Here is a 23,116-nt window from a genome sequence, read left to right as displayed (position 1 = left end):
CGCGAAAGCTTTAGTGCGTCTTCGAAATAGCGCGCAGAGCTACCTTTCGCCTCCGCCCTCCCGCTCCCTAAACATCTCCACCACCCGCTGCTGGGCGATGCCGATGTGGTAGTCGATCGCCGCCTCGCAGGCATCCGGATCTCGTGTCCGCAGCGCGTCCATGACAGGTTGGTGGCTTTCCGCGACCTGTGCGGGGTCGTCGTAGAGCTGGCCGATCAGCAGAATGCAGAAACGCATCTCGTGGCACAGCTCGTCGAATACCCGCACCAGCCGCTGATTGCCGCTGAACTCGCACAGCATGCGGTGAAAGGCGACGTCCTCCTCTATCTGCTGGACGGCGGTGCCGTCTCGGGCGACGCGGCGCATGGTCTCGAGCTGGGCGTCGAGCGACGCTTCCATCTCGGCCGTCAGTTTGTCGGCGAGCAGGCGAACGGCATGACGCTCGAGACACAGGCGCAGATCGTAGACGTCGTCGAGTTCTGCGGCATTGAAGGTGCGCACGAAGAAGCCGCGCCGCGGCTGCGACACCAGCATGCCGCGGCTTTCGAGCAGGCGTGCCGCCTCGCGGACGGGGGCCCGGCTGACGCCGAAGTCCCGCGCCAGCTGCGCCTCGGCCAGATGCATGCCCGGCGCAAACTCTCCCTTCAGTAGAGCTTCGGTCAGCATGTCGGCGATCTGATTGACCAGATCGCGCTGCTGGATGGTGGCAAATCCCCGCGTGGTCGTCGTCATGTCATCTCGTTGGGCTGGCGGTTACCGACCGTGGCACTATCGCTGAAAACCGCACTTGGGTCGACTGTCGAGTGTCGACAGTTTGAGAATGGCCTGATAGCTTACCTGCAGCACAGCCCAGTCACGATTGCCCGATGCGCAACCCGGATCGAGCCCACCAGGAGAGCGAGATGGATACGCTGACCGATACCTCCCGAGCTACCACAAAGTCCGACGCGCGCCGCGATCTGGCGGCCGCCTATCGACTGATCGCCCACTTCGGGCTCGATGACAGCATCTATACGCATATCTCGGCGCGGGCCGAGGCGGGCAAGGAACACTTCCTGATCAATCCTTACGGCTATCGTTTCGAGGAAGTGACCGCGGCCAATCTGGTCACTATCGATCTCGAGGGCAACGTGATCGATGACCCGGAAAGCGCAGGCGTCAACAAGGCCGGCTTCACCATTCACAGTGCGATCCATGAAGCGCGACCGGACGTGCACTGCGTGCTGCATACGCACTCGGTCGCCGGGGTGGCGGTCTCCTGTCTGGAAGAGGGGCTGCTGCCGTTGAATCAGTGGTCGATGGAGTTTCACGGGCGTACCGCCTATCACGACTACGAGGGCATCGCGCTGGATCTGGCCGAGCGCGAGCGTCTGGTGGCCGATCTCGGCGACAAGCCGGTCATGGTGTTGCGCAATCACGGCATGCTGGTGTGCGGGCGCACCGTGGGCGAGGCGTTCAAACGGATGCACAACCTCGAGCGCAGCTGTCAGGCGCAGCTCGCGCTGATGGGTAGCGGCATGGAGATTCGCCGTGTCGACCCTGCGCTTGCCGAGCACACCGCCCGGCAATATGAAGCGTGGGATTCGGATCACGGCGTCACCGACCACGATCCGGAGTGGGACGCCTACCTGCGCCTGCTGAAGCGCATTCAGCCGGATTTCGAGGGCTGAGCATGGCGCGAAAAATTTGCGGCGTCCTGCTGGGTTCTCCGGAGATCATGACCGAATACATCGCGGCGTTCGAGCAGGCGACGCCGCAGTTTCATCTTGCCTTGCCGCAGGATGTCGCCGATCCCGAGGCAGTCACCTTCGCGTTGGCCTGGGACCCGGGCGCCGACGATTTTCGGCCTTACCCTAACTTGCGCCTGGTCTCGTCTATCGCCGCCGGCGTCAACGGGATTCTGGCCAGCGCGAGTCTGCCCGGCGACGTCCCGCTGATGCGGATTGCCGGTGAATCCCAGTCCCAGATGATGGCGGGTTTCGTGACCTGGCACGTGCTCTGGCACCACCGGCGCTTTGGCGAATACCTGACCCATCAGCGACAGGCGTACTGGGAGCGCCTGCCCAAGCGCGATGCCAGTGACGTGCGCGTCGGTCTCCTGGGCGCCGGCAAGATGGGCGGGGCCGTCGCGCGGGCACTCAAGGCGCTGGATTACGATGTGGCGATCCATTCGCGTAGCGGGCGCAATCTGCCGGTAGGTATCACGGGCTTCAGTGGTGACGAGGGTCTCGCTCAGCTCGCCGCGCGCAGCGAGATCCTGATCAACCTGCTACCGCTGACGCCGGAAACTCGCGGCATCCTGAACGCCGAGCTGTTCACTCGCCTGCCGACCGGCGCCGTATTGATCCATGTCGGCCGCGGCGAGCAGCTCATCGAGGCCGACCTGCTCGCCGCGCTCGATAGCGGGCAGCTCTCGGCGGCATCGCTGGATGTGTTTGCAGTGGAACCTCTGCCGACAGATCATGTTTTCTGGCGCCACGACAGGATCGTCGTGACCCCGCACGATGCCTGCGATTCGACGCCGACTCAGGTGGCCCACGAGGTCGCCGAAGCGATGGCGCGGCTGGATGACGGCCAGCTGCCGGCAAGCATCGTGGATCGCCACGCGGGCTATTGAGGATCAGGTGGGCTGCGTATGACAAGGACAACATCGATGAAGACCTTTTTTCACGACGACCAACTTCTGCACCAGCCGCAGACCTATTTTTCCCGCGGCAGGATGCGTGAACCCCAGGAAGTTCGCGATCGCGCCAAACATCTGCTGGCGGCGGCCAGACGGCTCGGCTTCGAGATTCAGGAACCGGCGGATCATGGGGTCGCCCCCTTGCGGGCGGTGCACTCGCTGCCCTATCTGCGCTTCCTCGAGAGCGCCTATCGGCGCTGGCACGAGCTCGACGAGGACTGGGGCGAAGAGGTGATCTCCAGCATCTTCGTGCGCTCGCCCAATGCGCTGCGCGGGATTCTCGCCGAGACCGCGCGCTACCTGGCCGATGGCAGTGCGCCGGTGGGCCAGCACACGTGGCAGGCCGCCTACTGGGCGGCCCAGAGCGCGGTGGCCGGTGCCGAAGCCCTGCTCGGCGGTGACCGCTTCGCCTACACGCTATCGCGCCCGCCGGGGCATCATTCGGGTATCGATTCCGCCGGCGGCTTCTGCTTTCTCAACAACGCCGCTATTGCCGCGCAGCATCTGACTTCGCGTTATCCGCGCATCGTCGTACTCGATACCGACATGCACCACGGCCAGGGCGTGCAGGAGATCTTCTATGAGCGCGATGACGTGATGTACATCTCGATCCATGGCGACACCACCAACTTCTACCCGGCGGTCACCGGCTTCGAAGACGAGCGCGGGCGGGGCGATGGCCTCGGCTACAACCTCAACCTGCCGATGCCCCATGGCTCACCGGAGTCGGTGTTCTTCGAGCGTCTCGAGGAAGCCTGTCAGACCATTCGGCTGTTCGAACCGGATGCGCTGGTGCTGGCGCTGGGATTCGATATCCACGAGAAAGACCCGCAGGCCAAGGTGTCGGTCTCCACGCCGGGATTCGGCAAGTTGGGCCGCGCCATCGCCGATCTCGACCTGCCGACGCTGGTGGTGCAGGAGGGCGGCTACTACCTGGAAGGGCTCGAGGCGAATGCGGTGAGCTTCTTCGAAGGGTTATCGGGCCGGTGACAGATCGGCTTCGCAGAATAGCCGCCTAGAGATTCTGGATCCGAAAATCCTTCGATCGGTCGATCTCGTCGCCGGCGACCATGAAGCGGCCGTGGCCACGGTAGTGGAGCGTCCGCGGGAGCTCGATCGAGGTGTCGACGTGGGCCTTGACGATCTCCCAGATGAACAGCTCGTGGCGGTCGATCTGGCTATCATCGGCCAGCCGGCATTCGAAGCTGGCGTAGCATTCGGCGACCAGCGGGGCCGAGACCTCGTCTCCTGCGACCGGGGTCAGCCCGAACGCCTCGAATTTGTCGATGTCGTCGCCATCGCTGTTGCCCACGCCGACCACGGCATCGATCAGATCCAGCGTCGGCACGTTGATCGTGCATTCGCGACTTTCGCGCACCAGCCGGTGGCTATGGTTGCCGGCGGTGATCAGGCAGCCGAAGTGTGCCGGCGCGAAGCCGAGCATCATGTGCCAGCCCATCACCATCAGATTGCGTTCGCCCTGCCACTGGGAGCCGACCAGCACGATGGGGCCGGTTTCCAGATGGCAGCGGCTTTGATCCAGCGGGAAATCGGTCTTGAATGATCTCAAGCGACGTTCCTCTCTGCCGATAGTGTGATTCCAGCATAGATCTTTGGCAAAGACCTCTGACATAGATCTTTGGCAAGGACCTCTGGCTAAGATCTTTGGCAAAGGCCTCTGATAAACACCTCTGGCATCGATGACTCGCATACCGCTTATCGATGCCTTCAATTTTTCGTCACAATCTTGTGGTTATATCCTGTGTGCCATCCCACCCGGACTCCTTCATCTAGGATCCGGCCACCTTTATTCAAGGAGAAGCAGCGTGAAGATTTCAGGGCGCATCAAGGCGTTGATCATTATGGCCGTCGTTGTCTACGTGCTCGCGCACGTGGTGCGCGCCATGCTGATGACGCTGATTGGCCCGCATGCGCTGCTGCCTCCGCCGCGCCGGTCGTCGGCACTGCCGCGATCAGCGCCACGCCTCGAATGTGACGAGGCCGAAACGCTCAAGCACTGCACGCGTTGCTGACGAGCGCTTACCCGTAGCACAGTGATATCGACGCACCCGGTCCCTCGGATCAGGTGCGTTTTTTGCGAGCTACGAACCCACGCCAACGCCATCGTCGGCTATGATGAAATCCTGCCGTGGCACCGTTTGCTGCTCACGGTGACGACGCCCCGAGGCCAAGGACAGGATTTTCATGCAATCAATTAAGACCGCCCTGATCGGCGCCGTCCTCTGCAGTGTGGCCGCCCAGGCTAACGCGGCGGATAGCGTTACCATCGGCACCAATAACTGGGCCGAAAACATCGCCATCTCGCACATGTGGCAGCAGTTGCTCGACGAAAAAGGGCACGACGTATCGCTGAGTGAAGTCTCCAAGCCGGTACTGTTCGGCGGGCTGGCGGAGGGCGATATCGATGTGTCTCTCGAAGTCTGGCTGCCAAGCGATTCCGAATATCTGAAGCCTTATGGAGAGCGGATCAGCCTGCACGACACCTGGTACGACGATGCGCTGGATGCGCTGGTCGTGCCGGCCTATGTCGAAGATATCGATACCATCGAGCAGCTCAAGGCGCATGCCGACGATTTCGAGTATCAGGGGGAATCGACGATTTTCGGCATCGAACCCGGCTCGTCGATCGCCAGCGAAACCGATGCCACCATCGAGCAGTATTCGCTACCGTTTCGCCAGTTGAGCAGCAGCGAGTCGGCGATGCTGGCGCAGCTCAAGGATGCCTATCAGCGCCACGAGCCGATCGCCGTGACGCTATGGCAGCCCCACTGGGCGTTTGCCGAGTACGATCTCAAAGTGCTGAAGGACCCCAAGAAGACCTACAGCGCCGGCGAGCAGATCAAATGGGTGTCGCATCAGGGCTTCGCCGCGTCGCATCCCGACGTCGCGAAGATGCTCGACGCCTGGCACATGACGCCGGAGCAGCTTTCCCAGTTGATGCTGACGATCGAAAAAGCCGGTGATCCCGATGATGGCGCGGCCCAGTGGATCGAAGAGAATCGGAAGCTGGTCGACGGCTGGCTGGCGGCAGATGACAACGGCTGAGCGTCGGCTCACCGTCGTTTTCCCGAGCTATCTTGCGCACGGATTACTGAAAGATTTTCGGTAACCCGCACCGCCGCTCACAAAAACGCCCGCACTCGAAAGAGTGCGGGCGTTGCCGTTTCTGCCAAGTATCGTTATTGAATGGCGTTACCGACGCCATGCCATCACGATCACTTGTTCGGCTGCTTGGTGACGCGGAGATAGGGCTTCTTCTCGTCCCAGCCGTTGGGGAAGAGTTCCTTGGCCTTCTCGTTGTCGATCGAGGGCACTATGATGACGTCGTCACCGTCCTGCCAGTTGACCGGTGTAGCGACCTTGTAGCCGTCGGTCAGCTGCAGGCTGTCCAGCACGCGCAGGATCTCGGCGAAGTTGCGGCCGGTGCTGGGCGGATAGGTGATCGTCAGGCGCACCTTCTTGGCCGGGTCGATGATGAACACCGAACGCACGGTATTGGTACCGCTGGCGTTGGGGTGAATCATGCCATAGGCCTCGCTCACCGAGCGGTCGCCGTCGGCCAGCAGCGGGAAGTTGAGCCCGCAGCCCTGGGTCTCCTCGATATCGCCGACCCAGCGGGTGTGATCGTCCAGCGGATCGACGGAGAGGCCGATTGCCTTGGTGTTGCGACGTTCGAATTCCGGCTTGAGACGCGAGACTTCGCCCAGTTCGGTGGTGCAGACCGGGGTGAAGTCCGCCGGATGGGAGAACAGGATGACCCAGTTGTCGCCGGCCCATTGGTGAAAGCTGATCGGCCCGTCGGTGCTTTCCTGGGTGAAATCGGGAGCGGTATCGCCAAGTTGCAAAGCCATGACTTTCTCCTGTTGCCGTTGGCGGCCTCGGTTCGAAGCCTAGAGTCGAATGCTCATCATGACGAGCGAGAGCGGCGCTGTGAAACAATCGATAGCCATAACGACATGCCCGCGCTCGTGCGATGTATCTGTAACATGGATGAGTGACGTGTCTTTAACGTGGTAGCCAAGATCCGATATCTCAAGGGCGCGGCGGTTTTTCCCTCACATGCGGGTCCCGATTGACACACTCGGACCCGTGCGCGGGCTACGATGATCCGCTCAGTTCGTGGGGGCGGCCGCGCCCAGGTAGTGCTTGCGCCAATAGCGGATATCCAGCGACGAAACGCTGACGGTTCGTCCGCTGCCGGGGGCATGGATCATCTGGCGATCCCCCATGTAGATGCCGACATGGGTGGCGTGGCTGCCGGAGCCGAAGAACAGCAGATCACCGGGACGGGCGACATCGATCTCTTTCAGGGCGTGAAACTGATCGTTGGACGTTCGTGGCAACGAGATGCCGATCTTGCCGTAGGCCATCTGAACTAGTCCCGAGCAGTCGTAGCCCCGGGGCGTGCTGCCGCCCCATTGATAAGGCGTGCCGAGCGCATCCTTGGCCGCCGACATCACCAGAATGCGGTCGATGGAAAGATTGTTGCCATCGATGGCGGGTCCGTCGTCGCGAGTGACGATCGCCTTCTGCGTGCTGCAGCCGGCCAGCAGAAGCAAAAGCAGCCCGGTGAATAACAGGCTTAGGCGAGAAACAGCCGGCGGTCGGCAAGCGCGGGTTCGAGGTGTGACAGCGCGTTGCGCCATGGGGTGGGGAATCGTGCCTGTCGCCATGCCCGTGGGCCCTGTTTGCCGGTTTCAACCGAGTGTAGAGCAGAGTCCGGGTAGCGCAAAGTCGTCGGCCGGGTCCGTCACCGACATGACCGGCATCGACGCCGACGCTTGTGACGGCCGGGCGGTGCCCTCATCTCTTTCAGCGATGCCTTCGCCCACGACGTCGTCATCATCCGTCTTCAGTCCGTCTTTTCATCGTCAGCCCAAGGAGTGTTCCATGACGATCGCCGAAGATCAGGTTCCCGGCGTGCAGCCCGCCACCGCCGACAGCCAGGGTTTCGTGCTCAACCACACCATGCTGCGGGCCAAGGATCCCAAGGTCTCGCTCGCGTTTTATACCCGCGTGTTCGGCATGCGCCTGCTGCGCAAGCTCGATTTCCCCGAGATGCAGTTCACGCTCTACTTTCTGGCGCGGGTCGACGACGACAGCGCCATCCCCGAGGACGACGGCGAGCGTACCGCCTACACCTTCTCGCAGAAAGGCGTGCTGGAGCTGACTCACAACTGGGGCAGCGAGAACGACCCCGACCTCAGCTACCACGACGGCAACGCCGAGCCGCAGGGCTTCGGGCATATCTGCTTCTCGGTGCCGGATCTGGCAGCGGCAGAGCAGTGGTTCGATGCCAACGCCGTCGAATTCAAGAAGCGCTCGGACCAGGGAAAGATGAAGAACGTGATCTTCGTCAAGGATCCCGACGGTTACTGGATCGAAGTCGTCCAGCCCTCGCTGTCGAAAGGTCTGGGAGCCTAGGGCATATCGCCCGGCGTCTCTCCACTCGGCAGGGCGTTGCTTGGGTGCTGGGATGAATCTCGCTGGGGTGGATCGCTCCGGCTGGATGCATAGGGTGAACGGCGCAGACAGCTGTCGTCGAGCTGCTTGAGCGTGGGGCGACCGAGCTGGGCCATCACGTTGTGCAGCTGATCCTTGAGCAGATCGATGGCGTGGGCCGCGCCCGCTTCGCCGCCGAGCGCCAGGCCGTACAGCGTGGCGCGTCCGCACAGCACGCCCTCGGCGCCCAGCGCTACCGTCTTGGCGATGTCGCTGCCGCGTCGAATGCCGCTATCCAGCAGCACGTGCATCGTATCGCCTACCGCGTCGACCACTTCGGGCAGGGCGTCCAGCGTCGCCGGTGCGCCGTCGAGCTGGCGGCCGCCGTGGTTGGTGACGACCACGCCGTCGGCGCCGATGCGCTTGGCCTCGCGCGCATCCTCGGCGTTGAGGATTCCCTTGATCAGCAGTTTGCCGGGCCAACGCTTGCGGATATCGGCCAGCACTTCCCAGGTCAGCCGGCGGGTCATGCGTTGATTGATGTAGCCAGCGGCGCTGCCCGCGCTCTGCTGCTCCCTGGGCAGATATTTCATCAAGTTGCCCAGCGTCGGCAATCCCTGGGGCCAGAGCGCGCGATAGGCCCACTGCGGATGCAGACCGGCGTCCAGCAGGTAAGGCCACGCCAGACGCCGCGGGTTGAGATAGCTTCTCGAATCCCATTCGCGACGCCCCAGCACCACGGTGTCCGTGGTGACCATCAGTACTTCGGCGCCGGCGTGTTTCGCCCGCTCGAGCATGTCGTTGCGAACCGCTTCGTCGTCCAGCACGTAGAGCTGAAACCAGAGCCTCACCGCCGGCACCGCAGCGGCGATCTGCTCGAGGCTGGCGCAGGAGACCGTGCTCAGGGTGAACGGGATGCCGCGACTGGCTGCGGCCCTTGCCAGGGCGATATCGCCGTCCCGCCACAGCATGCCGTTGTAGCCGGTGGGCGCGATCGCCAGTGGCAGCTCGGCGGGGCCATCCAGCAGCCGGGTTCGGCTGTCGCGGGCTTCGACATCGACCAGAGTGCGTGGCTGCCAGCCCCAGGCGCCAAAGGCGCGACGGTTGTCGCCGAGGGTGATCTCGTCTTCCGAACCGCCGTGGACATATTCCCAGGCGAAGGCGGGGAGTCGGCGACGCGCCATCCATGCAAGCTCATCGATGTTCTGGGCGCGGCGCCAGCGGTAATGGGAGGAGTAGCGTCGTTTCACGGGGCCTCTCGCGGTCGGCGGATGACGATGCGGTCGACGTTAGCACGCCACTCGTTTTCCGGCGATTCCACCAACGGCGAGGGACGGAACCCCGCCAGCGCGATGGCGTCTGATAGGAGATTCTTCCCGAGGCAGCCTGATTCGCGACGATCGGGTATGCTGCGACATCGACGGCAATTCACTAAAGGATGCGTGTTCATGGATCGTAGAACCCTGCTGAAGAGCTCCATCGCGTTGGCCGCCTGGTATGGTCTGCCCTCGGCCCCGCTGTTTGCGGCGGCGCGGGCTTCCAGCGGTATCGCCGATGGGCAGTCCGAGGCGTTCAGCTTCGATTGGCTACAGCAGTTCGCCAAGGGCCTGGCAGCCAAGGCCTATCAGAGCAACGTCGAGCAGCTACCGCCGACGCTCGCCAATCTGACGCCGCAGCAGTACAACGCCATCGGCTACGATCCCGACCATTCGTTGTGGAAGCGCATGAATGGCCCGCTCGATATCCAGTTCTTCCATGTCGGCATGGCGTTCAACCAGCCGGTGCGGATGTACTCGATCGATCCCGATACCCAGAAGGCCAAGGAGATCCATTTCCGCCCGGATCTGTTCGACTACTCGAAGGCCGATGTCGACGTATCGCAGCTCGAAGGCCAGGGCGATCTCGGCTTCGCGGGATTCCGCGTGTTCAAGGAGCCCTCGCTGACCGAGCGCGATATCGTCTCGTTTCTGGGTGCCAGCTATTTCCGCGCGGTCGACGACACCTATCAGTACGGCCTCTCGGCGCGTGGCGTGACCGTGAATACCTACAGCGACGGCAACAAGGAGGAGTTTCCGGCCTTCACCCGGTTCTGGTTCGAGACGCCCGAGAAAGGCGCGACCACGTTTACCGCCTATGCGCTGCTGGATTCGCCGAGCCTGGCCGGCGCCTATCGCTTCGTCATTCACTGCGAGGACGATCGCGTGGTGATGGATATCGACAAGCACCTCTATCCGCGCGAAACGATCGCCCAGCTCGGTGTCACGCCGATGACCAGCATGTTCAGCTGCGGTACCCAGCAGCGCGACATGTGCCTGACCTTCCACCCGCAGATTCACGACTCCGATCGACTGTCGATGTGGCGTGGCAACGGCGAGTGGGTCTGTCGGCCGCTCAACAATCCGCCGCGGGTCCAGTTCAATACCTTTGCCGACGACAACCCCAAGGGCTTCGGGCTGCTGCAGACGGATCACGACTTCAGCCATTACGAAGACATCGTCGGCAACTATCACAAGCGTCCGAGCCTGTGGGTCGAGCCCAAGGGCCAGTGGGGCAAGGGCGCAATCCAGATGCTCGAAATTCCCACCACCGGCGAGACCATGGACAACGTGGTGGCGTTCTGGAAGCCGGAGCAGCCGATCGAGCCGGGGCAGACGCTGAGCTACGGCTACAAGCTCCACTGGAGCGCGCAGCCGCCGGTGAAGCCGGATCTGGCTCGGGTACGCAAGACCTTCACCGGTATCGGCGGTTTCCCCGAGGGCTGGGCGCCGGGAGAGCACTACCCCAAAGTCTGGGCCAAGCGCATCGCGGTGGATTTCATCGGCGGTCAGCTCAAGCACTTCTACGACAACGATATCGGCATCCATACCCAGCTCGACGTGCCCGAAGGCGACGTCAAGCAGCTCGAGATTCTGTGGGTCGAGGAAATCGACGGCTTCCGCATCCAGTTCGACTGGTACCCGACCAGCGATTCCACCGACCCGATCAACATGCGCCTGAACCTGACCGCCGATGACAGGGCGGTGAGCGAAACCTGGCTCTATCAGTACTTCCCGACCCCGCCGGAAGAGAGAAACTATCCCGCGCATCCGGCTGCCAGCTGATAACGCCAAGGCACTAGCAACGACGATAGAAGGACATCACGAACGGGGCGGCCAGTTGGCCGCCCCGTTTCGTTTGCGGCAATCCGCTTTTTTCTGATTTTTCCTGGCGTTCACTGGCGGGGCCGATATCATCGGCGGCTTCGTCTGGCGGCAGGGCTCGGCAGGCAGGGTTCACGGTTTGAAAAGAGGCGATTCATGAATGCTGTGGTGCTGGCCATTCTGATCATGGTCACGTTGAGTCTGGCGCGGGTCTCGGTGGTGTTTGCGTTGATCGTTGCGGCACTCGTGGGCGGAATCTATGCGGGAATGCCGCTGGACGGGATTCTCGAGGCGTTCAACGGCGGGCTGGGTAACGGGGCGACGGTCGCCATCTCCTATGCAGTGCTGGGAGCGTTTGCGGTAGCGCTGTCGCGTTCGGGGATTACCCAGGGGCTCGCTCGCCGCGCCGTCGAGCGATTTCATCTCGAGGGCGTCGGAGCAGGCCGCCGCAAGGTGACGCTGGGTTTGCTGGGCTGTCTGCTGCTGGCCGCGATCAGCTCGCAGAACCTGATCCCGGTGCATATCGCTTTCATTCCGATTCTGGTGCCGCCGCTGCTGGTGCTGATGAATCGTCTCAGGCTCGACCGGCGGGCCGTGGCCTGCGTCATCACCTTCGGCATCACCGCGCCCTACATGCTGTTGCCGGTGGGCTTCGGGGCGATCTTTCTCAACGACATCCTGCTCGGCAACCTCAACGCCAGCGGCGCGGATCTCGGCCTTCATATCGAGGCCGCGCAGGTGCCGCTGGCGATGGCAATACCGATCGGCGGCATGGCACTGGGGCTGCTGGTCGCGGTGTTCTTCAGCTATCGTCGTCCACGGGATTACGAAGACCGTTCGCTCGTCGGTCAGAACCCCGAGCCCGTCCAAGTTCAGGCCCAGACTCGATTCGAAGGGGCCGGCCAACGTCTCAAGCCTTGGCAGAAACTGGTGCTGGCGCTTGCCCTCGTCGGCACCGTTGTCGTTCAACTGCTTACCGAGTCGATGGTGCTGGGCGGGCTGTTCGGCTTCGCGCTGCTGTCGGTCAGCGGCGTGTTTCGCTGGCGCGAACAGGACGATGTCTTCACCGAAGGCATGCGGATGATGGCCCAGGTCGGTTTCATCATGATCGCTGCCGCCGGTTTCGCCGGGGTGATGCAGGCGACCGGTTCCGTCGACAGCCTGGTGACGAGTTCCGCGGCGATGATCGGCGACCACAAGGGGCTGGCGGCGCTGATCATGCTGATCGTGGGTCTGTTCATTACCATGGGCATCGGCTCGTCGTTCTCGACCATTCCCATCATCGCCTCGCTCTACGTGCCGCTGGCGCTGAGCTTCGGCTTCTCGCCGCTGGCGACCGTCGCGCTCGTCGGTACGGCCGCGGCGCTGGGGGATGCCGGCTCGCCGGCCTCGGATTCCACGCTCGGCCCCACCGCCGGACTCAATGCCGACGGCCAGCATGACCACATCTGGGACAGCGTGGTGCCGACCTTTCTGCACTACAACGTGCCGCTACTCGTGTTCGGCTGGATCGCGGCGATGATGCTCTGAGCGGTCTTTCGGCGTCAGTGGTGGATCGATCTCGTCTGGCATCGCGCACTTGGCTCACTCGGCCAGCGGCGTTTCGCGCGTTGCCTGGCGGTGGGCCACGGCGTTCCAGGTCGTCAGCAGGGCGCCGCACACCAGTGCGGCGACCACGAACAGTAAACTATGGCTGCCGTAACGGTCGTCGAGCACCGTGGCAATCGCGGCGCCGGTGATCAGCGCCACCCAGCGCAACAGGCCGTCCAGACACGCTCGCCACTGTCCCGCAGCCAACGCTCGGCCGGTTCTCACCAGCGCCCCGGTCAGAAAGGTGACGCCGGACTCCTTGGCGCTGACCTGATTGAGCGTGCCCATGGCGGCGGCGATCGCGACCACGGTCACCAGGGTGTAGCCAGCGGCCACCGCGTGGGAGAACGCAAGGGCGATTAGTAGTGCGGTGAGCAGCATGACGAGCGTCGCACGCCATTGGTCGGTTCGGTCTCCGAGCCAGGCGGCCAGGGTCGTGGCCCCAAAGAACGCGCCTATCACCGCAAGAAGCGGCATGACGCCTGCCCAGTCGCCCATCGCCAGATGCTGCCCCACGTGAGAGGTGTTGCCGGTCATATAGACCGCCAGCAGATCGCGGCTGTGGCGATAGATCAGTGCATCGGTCGCCCCCGACACGACAAACAGCAGGGCAAAGGCCTGGATGGGGATGGGTTTGGGCGCTATTCGTCTCGTCTTGCGAATCGGTGTCACGGTTGGGATACCTTGGATTTGACGTGATCGGCGATACGTCCTGGGGTCGTCCACCAGACGCCGCGGGACTCCCGGTAATCGGCCAGCTCGGTCATTATCTCGCGTAGTTGGCGCAACCGGAATGGCTGCCCGACGAGCCAGGGATGCAACGCGATGCCCATGACGAGAGGCTGTCGGCGTGACTGCTCCAGCAGTTCCCGAAACTGATCGCGGATCATCGTCGTGAACTCGTCCATCGAGACGCGATGGGTCGAGATGGTCGGAATGTCGTTGAGCTCCTGCGGGTAGGGGATCGACCACAGGTCGCCGTGAGCCGTCTGCATGGTGATCGGGCGGTCGTCGTGGGCCCAGTTGAGGGAGTAGCCGAATCCCGCTTCGCGGAGCAGGTCGGGCGTCGTCTCGCTCTCCGAAATCCAGGGTGACAACCAGCCACTTGGCGTGGCGCCATAGCGTTCGGCGAGCCGGTCCCGGCAGTCGTGGATCAGCTCGCGTTCCTGCGCTTCACTCATCTGGCCTTGGCGCTCGGCATTGGTATGACCATGAGCGATAAGCTCGTCACCACGCGCCTGGAACGCGTCCAGTAGCGTCGGGCAGTGATCGAGAATCGAGGTGTTGGCGATCACGCCAATCGGCAGGTTCAGCGACTCGAAGAGTTCCAGGCAGCGCCACGCGCCGACGCGATTGCCGTAATCGCGCCAGGCATAATTGAGCACATCCGGTTCGCCCTCCGGGGCTGGTGGCGCGATCCCCACGCCACGCCCCTCGCCGAAAGCGTAATGCTCCAGGTTAAAACCGATATAGACGGCGAGGTCGGTATCGCCGGGCCAGCGCCACGTGTCCCTGTCGGTGATGGCGCGGTAATCGAAGCGTTGATGGTGGCGTAGCGGGCGGCGAGTCATCCTTGTCTCTCCAGATCGAGTGGGACCACTAGCGTAGACGCGAACGAGACCGATGAGGCAATCACGCTTCATAGGCTGCTAAGCTAGAGTCACCTTCATGACTCGTTAGGGAAGATGGATGAGTAAAAGCACCGACAAGAGCCCCAAGACCGCTAAAACCACCAAGACGACGAAGCGTGGCGCCACGCCGCTCAATGCAGAAGCGATGACGTTTCTGGAGCGCTATCTCAACAACGCCTCGCCCACCGGCTACGAGTGGGAAGGGCAGAAGCTGTGGATGGAATACCTGCGCCCGTACGTGGATGAGTTCATCACCGACACCTACGGCACCGCGGTCGGCGTGATCAATCCCGACGTCGACTACAAGGTGGTGATCGAAGGCCATGCCGACGAGATCTCCTGGTACGTCAACTACATCACCGACAACGGCCTGATCTACGTCGTCCGCAATGGCGGCAGCGATCATCAGATCGCCCCGTCCAAGCGGGTCAACATCCATACCGACAATGGCATCGTTCACGGCGTGTTCGGCTGGCCGGCGATCCATACCCGCCGTCAGGGTCCGAAGGAACAGCCGCCCGAGCTCGACAATATCTTCATCGATGTCGGCTGCAGCACCAAGGATGAGGTCGAAGCGCTCGGCGTACACGTCGGCTGCGTGATCACCTATCCCGACGAATTCTTCATCCTCAACGGCGACAAGCTCGTGTGCCGTGCCATCGACAATCGCATCGGCGGCTTCATGATCGCGGAAGTGGCGCGGCTGCTGAAGGCGCGCAAGCAGAAGCTCGATTTCGGTCTCTACATCGTCAACGCGGTGCAGGAAGAGGTCGGCCTGCGCGGCGCGGAGATGATCGCCGAGCGTCTGAACCCCAACGTCGCCATCGTCACCGACGTCAGCCACGACACCTCGACGCCGATGATCGAACCCAAGCGCGAGGGCGCCAACAAGATCGGCGACGGCCCGGTGATCTGCTACGCCCCGGCGATTCAGAACAAGCTTCGCGAGCGCCTGATCAAGGTCGCGACCGAGCAGAAGATTCCGTTCCAGCGCCTGCCGCGCTCGCGCGCCACCGGCACCGATACCGACGCCTTCGCCTACAGCAATTCCGGTGTCGCCTCGGCGTTGATCTCGCTGCCGCTGCGTTACATGCATACCACCGTCGAGATGGTCCACAAGCAGGACGTCGAGAACGTGATCGAGCTGATCTACCACACCCTGCTCGACATCAAGCCCGGCGAGACCTTCAGCTACTTCGATTGAGTGACGTGATGCCGGCCCGGGCCAACAGCTCGGGCCGGCAAGTCGACGTAGCGTCATTAAAAACCAGCACCGTCAACATCTGAGCAGTAACAGAATCTAAGCATCGTCAAAATCTAAGTACCGTTAAAATCTAAGCACCGTCAAAATCCGAGCGTCATCAAGAATCTGAACACCACGTCACCAACAACAACATCGTCTGGGGGTTCTCATGGCAAAAGCGACCGGCACTCTGCGCTGGTACGAACGCATTCCGCATCCAGCCATTCTGATTTTCTGTCTGTTGATCGTGGTCTGGGCGCTGACGCTGATCGTCCCCGCCGGGACTTTCGATCGGCACGAGATCGATGGCCGTAGTGCGGTCATTCCCGGCACCTTCCATCTGATCGACGCCGCGTCACCTTCCTTTCTAGAAGTCTTTCATGTCGTGCCGCTGGGCATGGTTCAGGCGGCGAGCATCATCATTGTGGTGTTGATCGGCGGCGGACTATTCCGCGTACTCGAAGCGACTGGCGCGCTGGAAAACATGGTCGGCACCCTGGTCAAACGCCTGGGATCGGAGCATCCGGTGCCGCTGATCTGGCTGATGACCTTCGTCTTCGGGGCACTCGGTGTCGCGGTCGGCTACGAGAACAACATCGCGCTGATCCCTATCGCGGTACTGCTGGGTCGGGCGATGGGCGGTGATCGACTGGTCGGCACCAGCATCGCGCTGGGCGGCGTGGGCATCGGTTTCGCGACATCGCCGATCAACGTCTATACCGTCGGCGTGTCGGACCAGATCGCCGAACTGCCGCTGTTTTCCGGGGCCGGCCTTCGTAGCGTGCTGTGCATCGGGGCGCTCTGCCTGCTGGCGCATCACACCAGCCGTTACATGAAGCGGCTGAAACGCGATGCCAATGCCACGCTGCTGCGCGATGCCGAGGAAGAGGGCAGCTCGCTGCGCAAGCCGCTCGCCGACTATCGCCTGAATGGCCGTGACTATCGGGTGTTGGGCACGTTTGTGATCGGTCTGGCGATCATGCTCTACGGCGTGTTCAGCCACGGCTGGTACATTGACGAGATCTCCGCCACCTTCCTGGCGATCGCCATCGTGGCGGGGCTGATGGCGCGGCTGCCGGCGTCAAAGATCAATGCCTACTTCTTCGAGGGCGCGGCCTCGGTGACGACCGGCGCACTGCTGGTGGGTCTGGCGAGGGGGCTGCAGGTGTTGCTCGAACAGGGCCAGATCGGCGACACCATCGTTCACACGCTGGCCGAACCGCTGGGCCACATGCCGGTACTCGTGTCGACGCTGGCGATGACGCTGGTTCACTCGGTCATCAACTTCTTCATTCCCTCCGGCAGCGGTCAGGCGATGGCAACGATGCCGATCATGATTCCACTGTCGGATCTGATCGGGATGACCCGGCAGACCGCGATCCTGGCATTCCAGGTCGGCGATGGCCTGACCAACCTGATCGTGCCCACCTCGGGTGGCACCCTTGCCATGCTGGCGATGGCACGCGTGCCCTATGACGTCTGGGTGCGCTTCTTCTTTCCGATGCTGCTGCAGGCATTTCTGCTGAGCTGGGTGATATTGGCGATCGCCGTCGCGATCGGTTGGGGGCCGGCCTGAAGCCGCCAGGGATCAGATACTGATCAACCCTTCCCACCACTGGCGGATCGACTTCCACCAGCCGGGAGATTGCTCGCGGTGTCGGCGGTTGCTGTCGAGATAGACAGTGGCGGTCAGCCCGGCGGAGAGCTTGGTGCCCTCGGGGATGTCGTCCAGCGCGATGCGCACGGGAATCCGTTGAGAGAGACGGACCCAGTCGAACGAGGCGTTGACCGCAGCCAGGCCATTGGCCTGGCTGCTGAGACTGCCGTCGCTGATACCGCGGGCAAAGCTGTCGACATGTCCCCAGATGGCCTCGTCGCTGGAGAGCAACTGCACGCGAACGGGCGCGCCGACCTCGATGTTGGCGAGCTTGGTCTCTTCGAAATAGCCCAGCACATAGAAACTTTCGGCATCGACCAGCGTCATGGCCTCGGTACCCACTGTCACGTACTGGCCGGGGCGCAGCAGCAGGTTGGTGACGTAACCGTCGACTGGCGCGCGGACCGTGGCGCGTTCCAGATCCAGCCTGGCTCGGTTGACCTCGACGCTGGCCTGCTCGACGGCGGCCTGGGCCGTGGTCAGCGCGAAGCGGGCGTTGTCCTTGTCCTCTTGCGACACGTAATTCTTCAGCCGCTGGCGGCGGCTGTTGGCCGCCTGGGCTTCATCACGCTGCTGCGCCAGCTGGTGCAGATTGGCCTGGGCCTCGTCCAGCGCCAGCTGATAGCGCTGCTGGTCGATGGTGAACAGCACGTCGCCTTTATTCACCAGCTGGTTGTCATGCACCTCCAGACTGTCGACGAGCCCGGCGACATCGGTACCCAGATTGACCACATCGGCGCGAACGCGGCCATCACGGGTCCAGGGGTCGTGCATGTAGTGATTCCAGATCTGGGCGACGGCGACGATCGCGGCAATGACCACGATCGCGGTCAGCGCCAGGCGAACGGTTTTACGAAGTCCGGGAGACGCGGTCATGCACTCGATTCCTTCACTCGATTCCTTATTCAGCGATCGGTAATGAACCCGTCAGGGCGAGCACCGACCACAGCAGCAAAGCGTAAATGGCGATATCCAGCAGCACCGGCTGCCAGAACCAGTGATAGAGCCCGAGGCGGACGAACACCCGCCGGAGAATCAGATAGAGCCCCAGCGCCAGAAAGACGGGTACGGCCAGTGGCGGTAACAGAAACCCCAGGAACGACCATTCAGTCAGCATGTCGGGGCTCCCCGGTCGTTGCGGTGGACGTATCGGGATTTTCATCGGACGCCCCATCGGCGCGGGCTTCGAGCGCGACCCCGGGGGCCTCGCGCATCAGGTGTCCCAGCATGGCGATTTCGCCGATACTGGCGATCGGCAACCGGGTTTCATGATAGAGCCGCTCGACCCAGCCGATGGCCTCGTCGGCGAGCGCATGCCAGGCGGCGGGATCGTGGCGGCGACGGGCGGCTACACGCCTGCCGATGTCGCCGAGCCAGACTTCGATCTCGGCTCGGTGGGGGCCGAGCGCATCGCGCAGACGTCGGATTCGCCAGACGCAGAGTGCCAGCGCGTGCAGATCGATGGCTTCGCGCACGACGCTGTCACTGCCGCCCAGCGCGACCAGCCGGCCCAGGCGGTCGTAGAGCCGGCTCTCCAGACGGGCGCGATTGGGCAGCGACTTTTCCTGCAGCAGCCGGCTCAGGCCGCGCCAGTAAGCCGCCATCAGCGTCTCGATCCGTTCGCCGGGAGAGCGCTGTCGAAACAGCGAATAGGTGATCATGGAGGCGATGGTGCCGATGATCGATGCCAACCCGCCATTGATGTAGCTCGAGGGCGAAAAGGTGTAGGTCGAATGCAGGTTGAGCAGGGTCATCATGGTGATGGCGCCGGCCAACCCGATCAGCGACCAGCGCGGATGGGGTGTCATCAAGGTGCCGATGGCGACCGGAATGCCGATGGCGATGGCCAGTAGCGGAAAGCCGTTGATGGTCGGCAGCACCAGAAACAGCAGAATGCCCCCCAGAATGACCGCAGCGATCGAGCCCCACAGGAATTGATAGACCACGGCGGCCGGGTTCGGCGCCTTGGCAAACAGCATGGTGAAGACGCCGAGCAGCATCATCGCCAGATAACCGGAATGCCAGCCGCCGTGGATCCAGATCTGGCCCAGCAGCTCGAAGGCGATGAATACGCGAAAGGCGTTGAAGCGCGCCACGAAGTGTTCGTTGTGGGTAGTGCGGGAGCGACGCTCGCGGGGCAATGTCTCGACCTTCGACGAGGTCGGGTCGTCGAGTGCGTTGCGGAGCCGGCGGCCGTGCTGCAGAAGCCCCAGCACTTCGCCCAGGCGCTGGCGCACCAGCTCTGCCCGGGCGCGGGTGCGCGGTGCGATGGCGGCGTCGTCATGCCAGTCGAAATCGGCCAGCAACAGGCGTTCGGTCGGCTTGCCATCCGGTTCGGACTCGATGGCCCGGAGCAGCGGTAGCGCCTGCTGTCTCAATTCGGCCAGCCAGCGCTCGCCGTCGTCGCAGTGGCGTAGATAGTCGAGTGCCGTTTCCAGTTCGCGCACGGCAGTGATCAGCGCCAGGCCGTCACTGGCGAAGCGGTCCAGCGCGGGGATGAAATGGCTGAGACGGCGAGTCTCGAGCCGGGCCAGCCCCCGCAGCTTCTCGAACTGCTGGTAATGCTGGAACAGCGCTTTCAGCGGGGCATCACGACTCGCCTGGGAACGTGGCTGAGAGCGTGGCTCGACGAGCGTCGTCAGCGTTTCGGTGGCGGCCTGGGAAAGAAAGCGGGAAAGCGCGCTCGGTAGTGCGCGGCTGCCGAAGCGCGGCGCGATCACCACGTGCGCGAGCAGGCCGCAGCCGATGCCCAGCGCCGTCTCGCTGAAACGCCCTTGCGCCACCGACCAGATATTGTCGATGCCGGTACCGATCGCCGTCAGCGAAACCAGCGTCGCGGTATAGCCGCTGAGCATCATCACGTAGCCGAGGTGTTCATCCTGCTCGAGCATGACCCAGTACATGCAGAACGCCAGCCAGGCGCCGGCAAACAGCAGATAGAGCATGGGTTGCTGGCCGAACAGCGCGATCATCACCAAGCCGACGATGGCGCCGAACAGCGTGCCGAACAGTCGCGCCACGCTGCGCCCGATGATAATGCCGATCGGCGGCGTGCCACCGGTGAACATGACCGGCTGCAGGGTCACGATCATCACTGCCAGAATCGCCCAGGCGGGCTGGTAGAGATCGAGGCGCATCGACAGGAACAGCGCCAGCCAGACGGCCAGCACCGTTCGCAACGCTAGTAACCAGTGATCGACGGGGATTCGGGGCATAAATGACCAAAACCCGTGAATGCAGGCATCCACAGGCAAAATGTAATCAAGCACAGTAAAAGTTAGGCTGCGAATAATCACATCATGGGCGACTTTTGTCTACCGTTGCAGCCAGAAGATTCGGAGAATTTGACCCGGTCGAAAGCGTGCAGAGGGAACCCGTCGGGCGTGAGGGCGCGTATCGGTGGGTGGTAAGCGAGGACCTTCCTACCGACATGGCAGCAGGAAAGCGCTGTGGGGCGATGAATGAGTCACACGACTGACTGCACTCTTCGGCATCACCGCCCCTGGCGGGGGATCAGAAGCGGTAGCCAATGCCACCCATGATCACGACCGGATCGATATGGACCGTCGTGTCGTAGGACTCGCCGCCAATCGTCGCGGTGGTATCGGAATCGATATCCAGATACCAGGCGGCGGCATTCAGCGACCAGTGGTCATCGATCAGCAGGTCCACGCCGAGCTGTGCGGCGGCACCCCAGGAGTCGTCCATATCGAGACTGCCGCCGTCGACTTTCTCGTCGGAGAAGTGGGTGTAGTTCAAGCCGGCGCCCACGTAAGGCTGAACCCGTGACTGGGTGCCGCCGAGCGGGTAGTACTGCAGCGTCAGCGTCGGTGGTAGATGCCGGGTAGAAGCCATTTCCGTGCCGTCCAGGCTGACGTCGTGTTTGAAGCGCTGGGCAGCGAGCAGTTCGACGCCCCAGTTGTCCAGAAAGCGATAGCCGAGAGTGAAGGCGAAGCCGTTTTCATCATCGACATCGACCTTGTCGACGCCGATGACATCGAAACTGCCGTTATCGCTCTTGGGTGAGACCTTGGCGATGCCAAAGTGGGTGAACCAATCGCCACCACCGTAAGCGAAGACGTTACCGGCATTGAGTGACATCGCGATCGCCAGCCCGGCGACGCCGATGTGGCGTGGTTTGGGGTTGCGCAGGCAGAGATGGCCCAGGCTGATTTGGCTTAGAAGGCTTGTGTTCATGAATGGCGTTCCCCTATCGATCCCTTGTGGATCTGCCAGCGACTGTCACCGCCGTGGCATCGGGAATAGCCTACGCCCGAATAACCACACAGATAATGTGGTTATTTGTCGCAAAAGTATTCTTAACCATCGAAGGGGCGGTTTAGCTGCTGTGGTTTGCCTACAGCTCCCGCCGCCGCTTGAGATCCACCGGCCAATGGGCAGAGAGCCTCTGGGAGAGCGGGCGTTGGCAGGCGAGATGGATACGCGGCAATCCCAGCCACGCTGCCAGCTGCTCGAACTGCCGTGACAGGGCGGTGAGATGTGAATCGTCGAAGGTGATGCCCGGCTCGGGATGTATTGCCAGCACCGTCAGTTCACCGTCGGCCCGGCGTGCGCGCAGATCGATTCGGCCGATGAGCCGGTCGCCGTGGAGAAACGGCATGACATAGTAGCCGTAGACTCGCTTGGTCGGCGGTACGTAGAACTCGAGGCGGTAGTGAAAGCCGAACAGCCGCTCGGTCCGTTCGCGAAACCAGATCAGCGAGTCGAACGGGGAAAGCAGGGCGGAGGTGTCGATCCGGCGGGGAATTCGTGGCTCGCCGACGACATAGGCGGGCAGGCGCCAGTTTTCGACTGAAACCGACGTCAGCGTTCCGTCCTCGGTTAACGTCTGCAGCGCGGCACGGGTGTCCTGCGGCGCCAGCCGGTAGTAGTCGCGCAGATCCTTCTCGGTCGCCACGCCGAGCGCGCTGGCGGATTGGCGCAGCAACTGACGGTGGGCCTCGAGTAGATCGGGCTCGGGCTGGTTGAGTACCGTCGCGGGCAGCACTCTCTCGGGCAGATCGTAAAGCCGTTCGAACCCTCGACGGCGGGCCACGGTGACTTCACCGGCGGCGAACAGCCACTCCAGCGCGTGTTTCTCGTCGCTCCAGTCCCACCAGGGCCCGGCCGGGCCTTCACGTGTATTCAGCGCGCCGGCGCCCAGCGGGCCGTGATCGCGCACGCTGGCCAAGACGCGATCGATCACCTCACGCCGCTCTCGGCCGAATCGAGCGAGGTGCTTGTAAATGCCGATGCCGTCCTGCGCGCGGCGCATGCGCCAGCGCATCGCTGGGTAGAGCGAGATCGGCAGCAGCGAGGCCTCGTGGCCCCAGTATTCGAACAGTGACCGGTGGCGATTGCGGCTCCAGGCCGCCTCGTCGAGCAGTGCGGTCGGGTAAGGGCCGAGACGCGAGAAGACCGGCAGATAGTGGGAGCGGGCCAGCGCGTTGACGGAGTCGATCTGCAGCACGCCGAGACGATCCAGCAGACGGTTGAGGTGACCGCGATTGACGGCATCGGGAGACCGAGACGTGAAGCCCTGCGCTTTGAGCGCAAGACGACGTGCCTGAGCGAGCGTGAGACGGCGTTGAGACGGAGGAATCACTGACGACATGCGAGGGACACTTTCTCGGCGAAAACGGCAAAGGAGGCTGCCGGGAAAGTGTCGTTCAAGCGGAGGCAATTGACCAGCGCCGGGCTGACCAGCAC

The 23,116-nt window shown here is 62.9% G+C and carries 21 protein-coding genes and 1 pseudogene; 10 read left to right on the top strand and 12 right to left on the bottom strand.

Features of this window, described 5'->3' with window-relative positions; all coding sequences use genetic code 11:
• Positions 1–39 precede the first annotated feature (39 nt).
• Complete coding sequence (locus ACUN9V_RS16565; RefSeq protein ID WP_445512202.1) at positions 40–732, bottom strand: GntR family transcriptional regulator; 693 nt, start codon at positions 730–732, stop codon at positions 40–42.
• A gap of 170 nt (positions 733–902) precedes the next feature.
• Between ACUN9V_RS16565 and ACUN9V_RS16560 the strand changes: the two genes are divergently transcribed.
• From ACUN9V_RS16560 to ACUN9V_RS16550, 3 genes are read left to right on the top strand one after another with little or no spacing between them, the layout of a single operon-like run.
• On the top strand, positions 903–1,670 hold the full coding sequence (locus tag ACUN9V_RS16560) for a class II aldolase/adducin family protein (protein ID WP_445512201.1): 768 nt from the start codon (positions 903–905) through the stop codon (positions 1,668–1,670).
• A gap of 2 nt (positions 1,671–1,672) precedes the next feature.
• A complete protein-coding gene (locus ACUN9V_RS16555; protein ID WP_445512200.1) occupies positions 1,673–2,617 on the top strand; it encodes a 2-hydroxyacid dehydrogenase in 945 nt (314 codons plus the stop codon).
• A gap of 36 nt (positions 2,618–2,653) precedes the next feature.
• A complete protein-coding gene (locus ACUN9V_RS16550; RefSeq protein WP_445512199.1) occupies positions 2,654–3,673 on the top strand; it encodes a histone deacetylase family protein in 1,020 nt (339 codons plus the stop codon).
• A gap of 25 nt (positions 3,674–3,698) precedes the next feature.
• On the opposite strand, the gene ACUN9V_RS16545 is transcribed toward ACUN9V_RS16550, so the two are convergent.
• Complete coding sequence (locus tag ACUN9V_RS16545) at positions 3,699–4,253, bottom strand: flavin reductase family protein (RefSeq protein ID WP_445512198.1); 555 nt, start codon at positions 4,251–4,253, stop codon at positions 3,699–3,701.
• Between the two features lie 256 nt (positions 4,254–4,509).
• On the opposite strand from ACUN9V_RS16545, the gene ACUN9V_RS16540 reads away from it, so the two are divergent.
• Together ACUN9V_RS16540 and ACUN9V_RS16535 are read left to right on the top strand one after the other, a co-directional pair.
• Positions 4,510–4,716, top strand: coding sequence for a hypothetical protein (locus ACUN9V_RS16540; RefSeq protein WP_445512197.1), 207 nt, complete (start codon positions 4,510–4,512; stop codon positions 4,714–4,716).
• 172 nt (positions 4,717–4,888) lie between these two features.
• Entirely contained in the window at positions 4,889–5,749 is an 861-nt protein-coding gene (locus ACUN9V_RS16535) for a glycine betaine ABC transporter substrate-binding protein (protein ID WP_445512196.1), read from the top strand.
• Positions 5,750–5,919: 170 nt separating this feature from the next.
• On the opposite strand, the pseudogene ACUN9V_RS16530 reads toward ACUN9V_RS16535, so the two are convergent.
• Positions 5,920–6,558, bottom strand: a pseudogene (locus ACUN9V_RS16530) (peroxiredoxin); the annotation flags it as partial.
• 258 nt (positions 6,559–6,816) lie between these two features.
• The gene (locus ACUN9V_RS16525; RefSeq protein WP_445512195.1) at positions 6,817–7,350 is read right to left on the bottom strand and encodes a C40 family peptidase; all 534 of its coding nucleotides are present in this window, start codon (positions 7,348–7,350) and stop codon (positions 6,817–6,819) included.
• Between the two features lie 244 nt (positions 7,351–7,594).
• Between ACUN9V_RS16525 and gloA the strand changes: the two genes are divergently transcribed.
• Positions 7,595–8,128, top strand: a complete 534-nt coding sequence (gloA, locus tag ACUN9V_RS16520) for a lactoylglutathione lyase (protein WP_445512194.1) — start codon at positions 7,595–7,597, stop codon at positions 8,126–8,128.
• Here gloA and ACUN9V_RS16515 read toward each other — a convergent pair.
• Positions 8,125–9,396: an alpha-hydroxy acid oxidase gene (locus ACUN9V_RS16515; protein ID WP_445512193.1), complete on the bottom strand. Its 1,272-nt coding sequence runs from the start codon at positions 9,394–9,396 to the stop codon at positions 8,125–8,127. The two genes, gloA and ACUN9V_RS16515, sit on opposite strands and share 4 nt — an antisense overlap.
• Positions 9,397–9,594: 198 nt before the next feature.
• On the opposite strand from ACUN9V_RS16515, the gene ACUN9V_RS16510 reads away from it, so the two are divergent.
• Both ACUN9V_RS16510 and ACUN9V_RS16505 read left to right on the top strand, forming a co-directional pair.
• Positions 9,595–11,247 (top strand): glucan biosynthesis protein, encoded by a 1,653-nt coding sequence (locus tag ACUN9V_RS16510; RefSeq protein ID WP_445512192.1) that lies wholly within the window; start codon positions 9,595–9,597, stop codon positions 11,245–11,247.
• 195 nt (positions 11,248–11,442) lie between these two features.
• Positions 11,443–12,816 (top strand): Na+/H+ antiporter family protein, encoded by a 1,374-nt coding sequence (locus ACUN9V_RS16505; protein WP_445512191.1) that lies wholly within the window; start codon positions 11,443–11,445, stop codon positions 12,814–12,816.
• 54 nt (positions 12,817–12,870) lie between these two features.
• Here the strand turns inward: ACUN9V_RS16505 and ACUN9V_RS16500 are convergent, their stop codons facing one another.
• Positions 12,871–13,548 (bottom strand): YoaK family protein, encoded by a 678-nt coding sequence (locus ACUN9V_RS16500; RefSeq protein WP_445512190.1) that lies wholly within the window; start codon positions 13,546–13,548, stop codon positions 12,871–12,873.
• Positions 13,545–14,447, bottom strand: coding sequence for a polysaccharide deacetylase family protein (locus ACUN9V_RS16495; RefSeq protein ID WP_445512189.1), 903 nt, complete (start codon positions 14,445–14,447; stop codon positions 13,545–13,547). The genes ACUN9V_RS16500 and ACUN9V_RS16495 overlap by 4 nt, the downstream gene beginning before the upstream one ends.
• A gap of 118 nt (positions 14,448–14,565) precedes the next feature.
• Here ACUN9V_RS16495 and ACUN9V_RS16490 point away from each other — a divergent pair, with 118 nt between their 5' ends.
• Together ACUN9V_RS16490 and ACUN9V_RS16485 are read left to right on the top strand one after the other, a co-directional pair.
• On the top strand, positions 14,566–15,711 hold the full coding sequence (locus tag ACUN9V_RS16490) for a M42 family metallopeptidase (RefSeq protein ID WP_445512188.1): 1,146 nt from the start codon (positions 14,566–14,568) through the stop codon (positions 15,709–15,711).
• A gap of 208 nt (positions 15,712–15,919) precedes the next feature.
• Positions 15,920–17,326: a YfcC family protein gene (locus tag ACUN9V_RS16485; RefSeq protein WP_445512187.1), complete on the top strand. Its 1,407-nt coding sequence runs from the start codon at positions 15,920–15,922 to the stop codon at positions 17,324–17,326.
• A 12-nt stretch (positions 17,327–17,338) separates the two neighbouring features.
• On the opposite strand, the gene ACUN9V_RS16480 is transcribed toward ACUN9V_RS16485, so the two are convergent.
• The 5 genes from ACUN9V_RS16480 to ACUN9V_RS16460 all read right to left on the bottom strand — a co-directional run bounded on the left by ACUN9V_RS16480 (position 17,339) and on the right by ACUN9V_RS16460 (position 23,021).
• Entirely contained in the window at positions 17,339–18,283 is a 945-nt protein-coding gene (locus tag ACUN9V_RS16480) for an efflux RND transporter periplasmic adaptor subunit (protein ID WP_439286727.1), read from the bottom strand.
• Positions 18,284–18,308: 25 nt separating this feature from the next.
• On the bottom strand, positions 18,309–18,524 hold the full coding sequence (locus tag ACUN9V_RS16475; RefSeq protein ID WP_439286728.1) for a DUF1656 domain-containing protein: 216 nt from the start codon (positions 18,522–18,524) through the stop codon (positions 18,309–18,311).
• The gene (locus ACUN9V_RS16470; RefSeq protein WP_445512186.1) at positions 18,514–20,622 is read right to left on the bottom strand and encodes an FUSC family protein; all 2,109 of its coding nucleotides are present in this window, start codon (positions 20,620–20,622) and stop codon (positions 18,514–18,516) included. Before ACUN9V_RS16470 ends, ACUN9V_RS16475 begins: the two co-directional genes overlap by 11 nt.
• A gap of 298 nt (positions 20,623–20,920) precedes the next feature.
• Entirely contained in the window at positions 20,921–21,508 is a 588-nt protein-coding gene (locus tag ACUN9V_RS16465; RefSeq protein ID WP_445512210.1) for an OmpW/AlkL family protein, read from the bottom strand.
• A gap of 256 nt (positions 21,509–21,764) precedes the next feature.
• The gene (locus ACUN9V_RS16460; RefSeq protein ID WP_445512185.1) at positions 21,765–23,021 is read right to left on the bottom strand and encodes a winged helix-turn-helix domain-containing protein; all 1,257 of its coding nucleotides are present in this window, start codon (positions 23,019–23,021) and stop codon (positions 21,765–21,767) included.
• Positions 23,022–23,116 lie beyond the last annotated feature (95 nt).

Source organism: Salinicola sp. V024 (genome assembly GCF_052645315.1).
Note: the sequence above shows the minus strand (reverse complement) of the source record. Positions and strands in the feature narration are given on the sequence as shown.